Source organism: Kitasatospora sp. NPDC029312 (assembly GCF_055569215.1).
In genome coordinates this window covers 27,816-38,845 of record NZ_JBVHXY010000034.1, presented here as the reverse complement: position 1 = coordinate 38,845, position 11,030 = coordinate 27,816, and the positions used below count along the sequence as shown (strand labels likewise).

The window sequence follows — 11,030 nt, the reverse complement described above, 5'->3', positions numbered from 1 at the left end:
CAATCCCCCGATCGCCCGGCACGGCCCGCGCGCGCCACGTGCCGTCTTCCCGTGCCGCCGTCACGTGCCGCGGTAGCGGTCCACCACCGAGGTGAACTCCCCGGCGAGGTGCTTCGTCACGGGCACGCCGGACGGCCCGCCGAGCAGGTCTGCGAGTTCGACGTCGCAGACCACGGTGACCTTGACGGTCGCGACCGGCCCGTCCGGCAGGTCCAGCTCGCCCTGGTCCAGCCGGACGTCACCGTTGCGGCAGGAGACGCCCTGCTGGCGCAGCACGGCGAGGGCGGAGTCCCTGGCCGGCTGGTCCATCCCGGCGGCGCTGCGCTGCAGCGAGGCGGTCCGGGCCCCGGCGCGGGCGGCGGCCTCGACCGTGCCGGCCGCGGTCTGCACCCGGCCGGCCGCGATCGCCAGCAGGACCAGCCCGACCACGCCCGGCACCACGATCGCCGCCTCGATGGCGATCCCGCCCCGGTCCCGGCGGCGCGGGCGCCACCGCGGCCCCCGACCCAGGCCCCGGCCCCGTTCCCGGCCCCACACCCATACCCACCCGCCGCCACGCCCGCGCAGCACCACGCCGCCGCCGCTCACCGTGTCACCACCGGCGGGACGAAGCGCTCGCGCGGCGCCTCGGCGTACTGCCGGATGCTGGGCGCCGTGAGCCCGGGTATCAGCAGCGGAGGCGTCAGCTCGACGGTGATCCGGATCGTCTCGGGCGTGCTGCCGTCGGTGCGCACCTCGTAGGAGCGCACGCCCTGGCGGTCCAGGAAGTCCCGGGCCTGCCGCTGGGCGGCCGCGTCCTTCACCTCGTCCGTCGCGTTCCCCTGCACCCGCCCGGCGTCCACGCCCTCCCGGGCGGCGGTGAGGGCGACCTGCCGGTCGTACCACCACAGCGAGGCCTGGACGACGAGCAGCACGAGCAGCAGGACGACCGGGAAGACGATGGCGAGGCTGATGCTCATCGACCCCCGGTCGCCGCGGCGGCGAGGCGGACGGATCACTTGGTGGCGCCGCCCGCTCCACCGGGCATGTTCGGGTCCTGCTCGACCTTGGTGACGACCTTGTCCTTCAGCAGGTACAGCGCGGTCGCGACGGCGCCCGCGACGAACACCAACGCGATGATGGCGAGGGCGAGTTCGATGCTGATGGCACCGCGGTCGCCGCGCGCCCGGGCGGCCCGCAGCCGACCCAGCCGGAGCGTGAACAGCAGCAGGGCGAACTGCACGGGCAGCAGAACGGGCCGCAGGACGGGCCGCAGCACCCGGCCGGCCAGCTGGGCGAGTCGTACGGTCATCGGGTTCTCCCGGGGTGTGGTGTGGTGTCGGCTGCTCTGGCAGGGGCTTCAGTTGAGCATCTGGTGGAGCGCGGGGAAGACGATCAGGACGGTCATCAGCAGGGTCAGGGCGGCCCCGGGCGCCACCATCCGCTCGCTGTCGGCGTTGGCGCGGGCGAGGTCCTCGGCGAGCAGTTCGCCGCGCAGGCCCCTGGCGCGGGCCCGAAGGGTGTCGTAGACGGCCGCGCCGTCGGTACCGGACAGCCGCATGATGTCGGCCACGTCCTGGAGCGGGCTGAGGCCCAACTCCTCGGCGAGGGCGTCCAGTCCGGCCCAGGGCGGGAGGCGGTCGGTGGCGGCGCGCTCCAGGGCGTCGCGGATCCGGCGGAACACCACGCCCTGCCCGACCGCGGCGGCCCGACGCAGCGCCTCGGCGGGGCCGCAGTCGGCGGCGCGTTCCAGGGCGACGAGTTCCAGGTACGCGGCGATGCCGTGCAGGTACTCGCTGCGCGCTTCCTTGGCCTCGCCGCGCACGATCGCGTCCGGAATGAAGAACAGCAGCCCGGCCAGCAGCGGTCCGGCGGACAGCGGCAGGGCGAAGGGCAGGCCGACCTCCATCAACGCGGCCATCGCCCCGAGGTAGGCGGGCAGCACCAGGCCGAGTGCGGCGAACAGCAGCTTGTGGACCATGAACCGGGCGGGGGTGCGGCCGATCAGGGCGAGTTCGCGGCGCGGGATGGACACCCCGCGCAGGGTGAGCGAGCGCTCGCCGATCCGGTCGTACCAGCGCGGGCGCTCGTCCGGGTCCTGCGGCCGGTCGGCCGGGGTGCGGTGCAGCCGGTCCAGGGCCTGGCGCAAGTCGGGTGGCGCGGGGCGCAGTTCGGCGATGAGCAGGGCGAGGCCGCCGGCCGCGACGGCGCCGGCCAGGACGGACCAGGGGGAGATCACCGGGCCTCCCCGAGCTGCTCGGCGGGCTGCTGGGCGGGTCCGGCCGGCCGGCGTCCGCTCTTGCTGCGCCGGTCGGGGGTGAGCAGTCGGGGCACCGGCGGGTGCGAGGCCAGCGCCCGCATCCAGGCGATGATCGCGACGAACAGGGCGGCGACGACGGCGAGCACGATCTGCCCGAGGAAGGTCCCGTAGGGGCGGGTGTACTCGGTGTTGAAGGAGCCGACGGTGACGACCAGCACGATGATGCCGACCAGCCAGCGGATGGTGGTGCGGTGCTTGGCCCGGTCGGCCTCGATGGTGCGGCGCTGGCGGACCTCCTCGCGCACCGAGTCGGCCATGTCGGACAGCGCTCGGGCCAGGCCCGGGCCGCTGTCCCCGGCGCGCAGCACGAGGGCGGCGAGCACCTTGTCGGCGGTGGCGTCGGCCAGGCTGTCGGCGAAGGCGCGCAGCGCCTCCTCGGGCCGCCAGCGGGCCTGGAGGCGGGCGGCCAGTTCGCCGATCTCGTCCTCCAGGGCGGCGGGGGCGGTGCGTCGGCTGGTGACGATGGCCTGGTTGAGGCCGACGCCGAGCAGCAGCACGTCGGCGATGCGCTGGGTCCACTCGGACAGCGCCTCCAGGCGCTCGATCCGGTGGGTGTCCGGGCGGGTGGTGTCGAACAGCCAGGGCAGTCCGAAGACGGCCAGCGGCAGCAGCAGCAGCGCGGTCAGCGGGATGCCGGTGAACAGCCAGGCCAGCGGGGCGCCGGTGAGCGCCAGTGGCAGCTGGATGCGGCGCAGCCGTGCCGTCCGCGGCGAGGCCGCGCCGGGGGCGCCGTACCAGAAGACGTGGGCGCGGGTGGCCAGCGGGTTGTCCGGGCGGTCCGGCTCGTCCTCGCCGGCGGGCTCGCTGCCGCGGACCCAGACCGCCAGGGCGACCAGGCCGCCCGCGACCGCCAGCCCGCACAGGGCGAACAGCAGCATCACCGTGCGCCACCGCCGATCCGCAGTTGCAGCGGGGCGGCCCAACTCCCGTACCGGGAGCCGAGCAGGGAGGCGTCGAAGCCGGCCCGGCGCAGGTCGTCCAGGCACTGCGGCGGGGTGTGCGGGACGGCGCGCGGCTCGCCGAGGTCCGGCCGGGGGCCGAAGACGGTGTTCAGCGCGGGCCGGCCGCTCTCGCCGAGGCCGGTGACCTCCAGGACGTGGGAGACGAAGCGGTGCCGGCGGCCGCCGACGGCGGTCTCGTCGACCATGGTGACGTGCACGATGAGGTCCAGGGCGTTGGCGGTGAGCCGGTAGGCGAGGGCGTCGGTCATGTGCGAGCCGTACTCCAGGCAGAGTTCGGCGATGCGGTCGACCACCATGTGCGGGCCGCGGGCGTGCAGGGTGCACATCGAGCCGCCCTCGCCGTTGGTCATGACCCGCAGCATCGGGACGACCTCGCCGGAGCGGACCTCGCCGACGATGATGCGGGACAGCGTCATGCGCAGTGCGGCGGGGATGAGGTCGCCGATCGTCAACTCCCCGGCGAGGCGGCCTTCGACGCGTTCGCCGTTGCCCTCGCGGGCCTCCATCGGGACGACCTGGCGCAGGTGGCCGAGGGTGTGCAGCCAGAGTTCGAACTCCGACTCCAGGGTGCCGATCCGCTCGTCCGGGGGGATTTCGGCGGCCATCGCGCGCAGCAGGCTGGTCTTGCCGACGCCCTGGGTGCCGGTGATCATCACGTTCTTCCGGGCCCGGATCGCGGCGGCCAGGAAGGCGGCCAAGGTGCCGTCCAGCGTGCCGAGTTCGATCATCTCCGGGAGCGTCGCCGAGGCGACCCGGTGGCGTCGGATGGCCACGTACGGGCGGGGCGTCACCTCGGTGAGCGCCTGGAGGCGCATGCCGCCCTCCAGGCGCAGGGCGAGGGTGGGGCTGGCGGTGGAGAGGCTGCGCTCGCCGCCGCCGTGTTGGCGCGCCAGGTCCTGGAGCAGTTCGACGAGTTCGGCGTCGCTCTCGGCCACCGGCGGGACCTGGCGCAGGGGTTGGTGCACCTTGGAGACCCAGACGTCGTCACAGCCGTTGATCAGGATGTTCTCGATCTCCGGGTCGTCGAGGTAGGGCTGGAGCCGGCCGGCCCGGAACAGCAGGTCGAACACCGCCTCGGCGAGAGCGCGGTCCTGCTCCCGGGTGGGCGGGATGCCGTGGGTCTGGGCGTAGGCGTCGGACCAGCGGGCGACGGCCTCCTCGATCAGCGCGCGGCCGCGCTGGCGGCGGGTGGCGCGGTCCGGCTCGGCGCCGGAGCCGGCGGTCAACCGGCTGATCTGCTGGTGCAGTTCGGCCGCGACCTGGCGCTTGAGCTCGCGCGCGACCTGCGGGTCGACGGCCGGCCGGGTGGCGGCGCCGCGCAGGTCCAGCGAGGGCAGCTGGGAGGGCACGGCGGTGGGCGCGGTGGCGCCGCCGGGGGCGCCGTGGCTGAAGGGACCACCGGGGGCGACGGGCTTGGGCGTGACCGGGCCGGGCCGGTAGCCGGGCGCCGCCTGGGGCGGGGCGGCGGCGGGCGGCGGCGCGGACGCAGGCGCGGGCGCGGACGCGGGCGTGGGTGTCGACCAGGGCAGGGCGGCCGGGTCGGCGGTCGGGCGCTGGTGCAGGGGGCTACCGCGCACGGAGCACCTCCCCGGGGTTGTGGGGGTACGGCCGTCCGTTGGCCTGGTGCTCCGCCGCCGCGGGCTGCTGGAGCGGGTACTGCCTGTCCTCCTCGTCCGGTTTCGCCGACTGGACGTGCGCCGGGAACGGCGCGGGGGCGGCCGGGTGCGGCGCCAGGCCGGCCAGCGGTGCGACCGGGCCGGTGGTGATCACCGGCGGGGCGTACGCGGGCTGCTCGTCCTCGCCCGGCCCGCGGACCGGATTCCCGTACGACGGTTGCGGGTACGCCTGCTGGCCGTATGACGGTTGCCTGTACGGCTCCTGCCCATACCGCTCCTGGCCGTACAGCTGCGGCCCGTACGCGGCCGGGGCGGACACCGGCGGCACCACGGGCCCGGGCCCCGGCACGGGAACGGGACCCGGCACGGGAACGGCCACCGGGGCGGGCACGGGCACGGTGGGCGCGGCGGCCGCGGCGGGCGCGATCGGCGTGGTGGCCGCGGCGGTCGGCGCGAGCCGCTGCCGCCGTCGGTGCACCAGCGCCTGCACCTCGTCGGCCGCCGAGCGCGCCGTGCGCATCAGCTCCGAGCGGATGAACCGGCGGTCGGTGGTGTCCCCGCCGTCGGAGAGCACCCGCGCGGTACGGACGGCGTGCGGCAGCACCCCGAGCACCGGCAGGCCGAACTCGCGGGAGACCTCCGCCGCCGAGTACGGGCCCTCGGCGATCAGCAGCAGCCCGAGCGCGTCCGCGCCCGTCCCACCGGCGGTCAGGTCGTCGGCGAGTGCGGCGAGCCGGGGGCGCGCCGCGCTCAGCCCGCGCAGCGTGGTGCGGACCGTCGCCGCCACCACGTCCGCCCGGCGGGCCAGCACCGCGCTCGCCCCGGTGGCGCCGGAGCGGCCGAGGTCCACGATGACGTCGTAGCCCTGCTGCTCGATGCCGTGCAGCAGTTCGGCGAGCGGCTCCCAGGTGTAGGCGAGGCCGGGCGCCTGGGCCGGGTCGGTCAGGCCGGGCAGCAGCAGCCGCTCGGCGTCGCCCTCGGGCGAGAGGTCGATCAGCTGGTCCCAGATGGTCTGGGCGAGCAGCCCGCGGCGGTCGGCGACGGCGAGGTTGCGCAGCCCGTACACCGCTTCGACGCGGCCCTCCAGGGCGCCCGCGAGCACCGCGCCGCCGTCCGGGTCGGCTTCGACCAGGAGGATCCGCCGACCGGGCGGCAGCGGCCAGGCCAGCAGCAGCGCCAGGGCGGTCGTGGTCGCGCCGGGCGCGCCCGGACCGCCGACCACCGTGATCACCGCCATCAGGCGCCCCCGGTACCGGCGGGGGCGCCCGTCCCGGCCTGCGGCGTCGGCGGGGTGGCCGCTCCGGCGGACGGCGAGCCGGTCGCGGGGGCGGTCGGCGAGGCCGCTCCGGTCGGCCCCGGACTGCCGGCGCCGCCGGTGCCGCCGGTGCTTCCGCTGCCGCCGGGGACGGCGCGCGGTGCCAGCAGCACCTGGATCCGCCCGCCGGCCACCCACTGCGCCAGCCGCGGCCCGTCCGCCGAGCCGACCGCCACGTCGATCACCTGGCTGCCGTCGGTGTCCACCCGGCCGACGGTGATGACCGTGGCGGGCAGCGAGTCGGGCCGGCCGTTGTCGGGGGTGTTGACCACGACGATCTGCACTCCGGGCTGGAGCCGGCTGGCGGGCAGCTGGGTGCGCTTGGCCGACACCCCGACCACGATCTGGCCCGGCTGCACCGACAGCCCCTGTGCCAGGTCCGAACCGGTCAGCATGGCCCCGCGCTTGAGGTCGGTGGCGGCCCGCATGCCGACCGCCTTGGCCCGGTCCTGGGCGGCCACCGGCCGCAGCGCCGGGTCGCCCGCGATCCGGGCCACCACCAGGTCGTCCTCGGTGATCACCTGCCCCCAGGGCACGTCCCGGGCCAGCGCCAGCACCGCGACCCGCTGCCCGGTGCTGTTGTAGAGGACGGCACCGCCCAGCCCGCCGGCCGCGATCAGCGCGACCGCCATCGCCAGCACCGCGGGGCGCCGCCGCCGGGCCCGCAGGGTCCGCCCGGGCGCGTGCGGCGCGGCATGGCCACCGCCCCGGCCCTGTTCCCGCTGCTCCGGAGGTGCCACGGACACCGCGCTGCCGGCGGGTGTGCCGGATCCCGGCGTCGCGAATGTACGGTTCTCCACCGGGTTCCGCCCTTCCCTCGTTGACTTCTCGGCTGGTCAGTGGCCGAACGGCCGTCGCGCCGAGCTCAGTTGAGCACCTGTACCTCGCCGACCCGGACCGCGAAGGGGTCGCTGTCCTGCCTGAGCGCGGGGAGCGTGTACTTCTCCGGTTTCGGGCCGGTGACGACCACGTCGGCCTCCCAGTGCGTCGTCACCGTGGCGCTGAAGACGCCGCCCTGCCTGCTACCCGAGCCGGTCTTGAACTCGTAGCCGCAGTCCGGGGACCTGGCGGCGCCGTACTTGGGGTCATACGGCGTCCCGGCGCTCGCGCACTCCGCGGTCCGGCCGTCGCCGAAGTCCCAGGTGCTGCCGGTCAGTCGGGCCGTGACGGTGACCGAGACGTCCCCGGCCGCGGCGTGACCCTGCTTGGGCGGCGTCACGTTCTCGGCCCACAGCCAGACCGGCGCGTTGACCACCGCCGTCCCGCCGGGCGCGATCCGGCCCACCGGCTGCGGGAGGTGGACCATGTCGAAGGCCTCCTGCTTGAGCTCCGCCAGGGTCTTCGGCCGCTGCCCGTTCGGACCGTCGGGCACGAACACGATCTGGGCGCCGTCCTGGCCGCCGTTCGTCTGCGGGCAGACCTTCGAGTAGAGCGAGCCGTCCTTGGCGGTGTGCCCTTCCCAGGCGGGGTCGCCCTCCGGGAGCGGGGTGTCCAGCGGGCGGAAGTAGCACCCCTGGTCGCTGTTGAACCAGCCCCACTGCGGGTCGTGGCAGGCCCACTGCACGTCGTGGTAGCTGCACACCTGCGGGCCGGGGTCGAGTCCGCCGCCACCGCCGCCACCGGGGTGCGACGCTCCGGGCGCGGGCGTCGTCCCGCCGGAACCGGCGTGAGCGCAGATCACGCTCGGGAAGCACTGTTCCGCCCCGCCGCCCGATGGTTCGTCCGCCGTCGCCGTCACCGCCGAGGTCAACAGCAACCCGGCGGACAGGGACGCGACGACCGCGAACCGCCGAGCCGGTTTCCGCGCGTTCAGCATGTCCGGTCCACCTCCCGAGTGAACTCGTAGATCAGCCAATGTGCTTGGAACCTGCGCAGGGACGCGGTCGCGACGTACCGGTTCAGGCGCTGCCCGGGGTCCTTCGCCGCCCCGGTGACGGCATCGACGCGGTGCCAGGCCGACAGATCCACGCAGTCCTCGATCACCGCGGTCTGCGGATCCGCTGTCAGGTCGATCGACGTGACCACCGCCGAATTGCGCGGCGTTCCGGTCATCACCGCTTTGGCGTCGTGGAGTTGGCGCAGGCCCACGAGGGTGTCCGACAGTGCGCGCCCGGAGGAGTACTGCTCCAGCGCCGAACCGTCCGAATCCTTGTCCCCGAAAGCCTGCGCCTGGGCCTGCCACCAATCCTGATAGGCCTTCACGGCCAACCGCGCCATCGCCCCCTCCGGGCCGTCCGTCGGCGCGTTCGAGGCGTTTACCGAACCACTCGAAGGAGTTAACGGATTCACTCCCGCAACAGGGGGCGCGGGCGACCCGAGACGATCGACGGAACCGCCGGCACCACCGCTCGCACAAGCGCCGAGCAGCACCACCAGAACCGCCTCGACAACCCCGATCGCCCCAGAGCGCAACACATTTCCGCGCTGCCGCATCGCCCCACCTCGTCGCGACCGAGCTGATCCGTGATCCACGGCCGCCAGGAGAATTCCGCCGTCCCGCGGGTGTTTCCGCTGGGGATCGATTCTTCGCCAACCCACCCCACCACGGCAACACCTCAGGCCCCCTGACCTTACGCGGAAGGCGGTTCCGTCGGGGCACTTTCCCGCCACAGAACGGCCAACAGTTCTTCGGAAAGCGACAATCCGGCCAATGCACCCCGAACCGCGGCCCGATTGCGCATCAACAGGCGCCCGCCCTGCGGCGGAACGAGCAGGCGCACGCCCGGCGCACCCGAACTACCGGCCGGCCCACCACCGTCCAGCAAAGCCGCGACGGCCGGCTGGAGGTCCACGGGGCCGACGGCCGCGGGGGCACCCGGCACACCGTGGCGCAGCACGGTGGTGAGCGCCCGGCTGAACGAGCCCTCGCCGCCCGGCAGTACGGCGTCCCGGCCGCGTCTGCCCGGGGCGTACCGGCCGATCCGGCCCCACAGCGGGACCCGGGAGTAGCTGAGCAGCTCGCCCGCGCTGTCCTCGCCGCCGCGTCCCAGCGCCGCCCAGGTGTCCCGGTCGGCCACCGCGTCGACCAGCAGCAGCGCCTCCTCGTGGTCGCCGTGCACCATCGCGCTGACCACCCAGTCCCAGGCCAGGCCGCGCCGGTAGGCGTTGGCGGGGGTGCTGCCGCCGGTGACCAGGGCGATCCGGCGCCCGCGCGGGTCGGCCGTCAACTGGCCGACCAGGCAGACCACCAGCCAGCGCCCGGGGTTGCGGGCCGCGTCCCGGACGGCGGTGAGCATCGCGTTGGCGTCCGCGTCCGGCGCCGTACCGGTGATCCGGCAGCCGGCCGCGCCGGTGTCGAAGCACATCCCGGGCAGCACCTCGGCCAGCAGCCGGGCGCCCTCCGGGGCGTGCGCCGAACCGCCGTACGCGCGGTCAGGTCCGCCGTCCGCCCCGATCACCACCAGATCGACTCCGCCGGCCATCCCTGCGCCCCCTCCTCCACCGTTCCTCCACCCGCCGGGCAGGCTACCGCTCCGGGCGTCCGCCGACGGGGCTCCCGGCCCGTCCTCCCAGGGACCATGGGCCCTATCGACGCGCGGGCCGACCGGAGGACGATCGGACGCATGGAGCGCGAGGACCGTGTGGAGACCCTGGCCGAGGCCGAGTGCCTGCGGCTGCTCAGCACCGTGCCCGTCGGGCGCGTGGTGTACACCGAGCACGCGCTGCCGGCCGTCCTACCGGTCTCCTTCGAGGTCCTGGACGGGCGGCTGGTGCTCGCCGTACGCCGGGGAAGTGCCACCGCGCGCGGGCTCGACGGCACGGTGGTGGCCTTCCAGGCGGATCTGCTGGACCCGGTCACCCGCACCGGGTGGAGCGTGCTGGTGCACGGGCGGGCCGACGCGGTGACGGACCCGCAGGAGGTCCAGCGGGTGCTGCGTTCCGGGCTGCGGCCGTGGGTGGGGGATCCGGAGCCGCTGTTCATCGCGCTGGTGCCGGAGCTGGTCAGCGGGCGGTGGCTGTTCCCGACCGGGCGGGGTTTCCCGGGGGCGGGGTCGGGGCGTGGGCCGGAGCCGGAGCGTGGGCCGGGCCCGGGGCCGCTCGGGCCGGAGCGGCCGGAGCGCGCGGCGGTGTGGCCCTGAGCGGCCCTTCCACGTCCGACTCCTGACAGGTACCGGCCGGTAGGCATACGCTTCCGGCGTCCTGACCCGCACCCGGGCCCGTCCCCCCTCCAGGAGCGCACGTGACGACCTTCGCCTCCCTCGCCGAGCTGACCGCCGCCGTCGGCACCGAACTCGGCACCAGCGAGTGGCACACCATCGACCAACGGCAGATCGACCTGTTCGCCGAGGCGACCGGAGACCACCAGTGGATCCACGTGGACCCGGAGCGGGCGAAGGAGAGCCAGTTCGGTTCGACCATCGCGCACGGCTACCTGACCCAGTCGATGATTCCGGTGCTGGCCAAGGAGTGCTACAGCGTCGAGGGCGTGCGGATGGCGCTGAACTACGGCTCGGACAAGGTGCGGTTCCCGGCCCCGGTGCCGGTGGGCACGGCCATCCGGGCCACCGCCGAGCTGATTTCGGCCACCGAGGTGCCGGGCGGCGTCCAGGCGGTCGTCCGGTTCACCATCACCAGCGAGCGCAGCGCCAAGCCGCACTGCGTCGCGGAGGCGATCACCCGCTTCTACGCGTAGCCCGGCCGGCGGGGCGCCGCTCGGGGCGGCCGCGTTTGGCGGCGTCGGCTCGGGCGCGTTCGGCCCCGCGTCCGGCCCGGTCCGCGCCCGGTACGCCGATTGGACCGCGCCGGACTCTCCACCGGGTCCGGACGGCCCACGGCGAGTAGTCTCCGACGAGATGGTTGTCGTACCACAGTCGCCTCATCCGTCCCTGTGGGTACGC

General features: G+C 75.1%; 13 protein-coding genes. 2 read left to right on the top strand and 11 right to left on the bottom strand.

Annotated features, from left to right (window positions below; all coding sequences use genetic code 11):
• Positions 1-60: 60 nt before the first annotated feature.
• From ACZ4WV_RS25330 to ACZ4WV_RS25280, 11 genes are all read right to left on the bottom strand, one after another.
• On the bottom strand, positions 61-588 hold the full coding sequence (locus tag ACZ4WV_RS25330) for a TadE/TadG family type IV pilus assembly protein (RefSeq protein WP_465750444.1): 528 nt from the start codon (positions 586-588) through the stop codon (positions 61-63).
• Positions 585-959, bottom strand: a complete 375-nt coding sequence (locus tag ACZ4WV_RS25325; protein ID WP_465750442.1) for a TadE/TadG family type IV pilus assembly protein — start codon at positions 957-959, stop codon at positions 585-587. The genes ACZ4WV_RS25330 and ACZ4WV_RS25325 overlap by 4 nt, the downstream gene beginning before the upstream one ends.
• A 35-nt stretch (positions 960-994) precedes the next feature.
• Positions 995-1,291, bottom strand: a complete 297-nt coding sequence (locus tag ACZ4WV_RS25320; RefSeq protein ID WP_465750440.1) for a hypothetical protein — start codon at positions 1,289-1,291, stop codon at positions 995-997.
• A 48-nt stretch (positions 1,292-1,339) separates the two neighbouring features.
• Positions 1,340-2,218: a serine/threonine-protein kinase gene (locus ACZ4WV_RS25315; RefSeq protein WP_465750438.1), complete on the bottom strand. Its 879-nt coding sequence runs from the start codon at positions 2,216-2,218 to the stop codon at positions 1,340-1,342.
• A complete protein-coding gene (locus tag ACZ4WV_RS25310) occupies positions 2,215-3,177 on the bottom strand; it encodes a type II secretion system F family protein (protein WP_465750436.1) in 963 nt (320 codons plus the stop codon). The genes ACZ4WV_RS25315 and ACZ4WV_RS25310 overlap by 4 nt, the downstream gene beginning before the upstream one ends.
• Entirely contained in the window at positions 3,177-4,838 is a 1,662-nt protein-coding gene (locus tag ACZ4WV_RS25305; RefSeq protein ID WP_465750434.1) for a CpaF family protein, read from the bottom strand. The genes ACZ4WV_RS25310 and ACZ4WV_RS25305 overlap by 1 nt, the downstream gene beginning before the upstream one ends.
• Positions 4,828-6,114 carry a CpaE-like family protein gene (locus tag ACZ4WV_RS25300; protein WP_465750432.1) on the bottom strand — a complete coding sequence of 429 codons (1,287 nt, stop codon included), beginning with the start codon at positions 6,112-6,114 and terminating at the stop codon, positions 4,828-4,830. Before ACZ4WV_RS25300 ends, ACZ4WV_RS25305 begins: the two co-directional genes overlap by 11 nt.
• Complete coding sequence (locus tag ACZ4WV_RS25295; RefSeq protein ID WP_465750430.1) at positions 6,114-6,992, bottom strand: SAF domain-containing protein; 879 nt, start codon at positions 6,990-6,992, stop codon at positions 6,114-6,116. The genes ACZ4WV_RS25300 and ACZ4WV_RS25295 overlap by 1 nt, the downstream gene beginning before the upstream one ends.
• A gap of 65 nt (positions 6,993-7,057) precedes the next feature.
• Complete coding sequence (locus tag ACZ4WV_RS25290) at positions 7,058-8,008, bottom strand: hypothetical protein (RefSeq protein WP_465750428.1); 951 nt, start codon at positions 8,006-8,008, stop codon at positions 7,058-7,060.
• Positions 8,002-8,625, bottom strand: coding sequence for a hypothetical protein (locus tag ACZ4WV_RS25285; protein ID WP_465750426.1), 624 nt, complete (start codon positions 8,623-8,625; stop codon positions 8,002-8,004). Before ACZ4WV_RS25285 ends, ACZ4WV_RS25290 begins: the two co-directional genes overlap by 7 nt.
• 137 nt (positions 8,626-8,762) lie before the next feature.
• Positions 8,763-9,614, bottom strand: coding sequence for a hypothetical protein (locus tag ACZ4WV_RS25280; protein ID WP_465750424.1), 852 nt, complete (start codon positions 9,612-9,614; stop codon positions 8,763-8,765).
• Positions 9,615-9,755: 141 nt separating this feature from the next.
• Between ACZ4WV_RS25280 and ACZ4WV_RS25275 the strand changes: the two genes are divergently transcribed.
• Together ACZ4WV_RS25275 and ACZ4WV_RS25270 are read left to right on the top strand one after the other, a co-directional pair.
• Positions 9,756-10,271: a pyridoxamine 5'-phosphate oxidase family protein gene (locus tag ACZ4WV_RS25275; protein WP_465750422.1), complete on the top strand. Its 516-nt coding sequence runs from the start codon at positions 9,756-9,758 to the stop codon at positions 10,269-10,271.
• Positions 10,272-10,372: 101 nt separating this feature from the next.
• Positions 10,373-10,825, top strand: coding sequence for a MaoC family dehydratase (locus tag ACZ4WV_RS25270; protein ID WP_465750420.1), 453 nt, complete (start codon positions 10,373-10,375; stop codon positions 10,823-10,825).
• Positions 10,826-11,030: the final 205 nt, after the last annotated feature.

Excerpts from the sequence above, each read along its gene's own strand:
- ACZ4WV_RS25325 (WP_465750442.1), bottom strand. The coding sequence starts at position 959 with ATGAGCATCAGCCTCGCCATCGTCTTCCCGGTCGTCCTGCTGCTCGTG.
- ACZ4WV_RS25320 (WP_465750440.1), bottom strand. The coding sequence starts at position 1,291 with ATGACCGTACGACTCGCCCAGCTGGCCGGCCGGGTGCTGCGGCCCGTC.
- ACZ4WV_RS25310 (WP_465750436.1), bottom strand. The coding sequence starts at position 3,177 with ATGCTGCTGTTCGCCCTGTGCGGGCTGGCGGTCGCGGGCGGCCTGGTC.
- ACZ4WV_RS25300 (WP_465750432.1), bottom strand. The coding sequence starts at position 6,114 with ATGGCGGTGATCACGGTGGTCGGCGGTCCGGGCGCGCCCGGCGCGACC.
- ACZ4WV_RS25290 (WP_465750428.1), bottom strand. The coding sequence starts at position 8,008 with ATGCTGAACGCGCGGAAACCGGCTCGGCGGTTCGCGGTCGTCGCGTCC.
- ACZ4WV_RS25285 (WP_465750426.1), bottom strand. The coding sequence starts at position 8,625 with ATGCGGCAGCGCGGAAATGTGTTGCGCTCTGGGGCGATCGGGGTTGTC.
- ACZ4WV_RS25280 (WP_465750424.1), bottom strand. The coding sequence starts at position 9,614 with ATGGCCGGCGGAGTCGATCTGGTGGTGATCGGGGCGGACGGCGGACCT.
- ACZ4WV_RS25275 (WP_465750422.1), top strand. The coding sequence starts at position 9,756 with ATGGAGCGCGAGGACCGTGTGGAGACCCTGGCCGAGGCCGAGTGCCTG.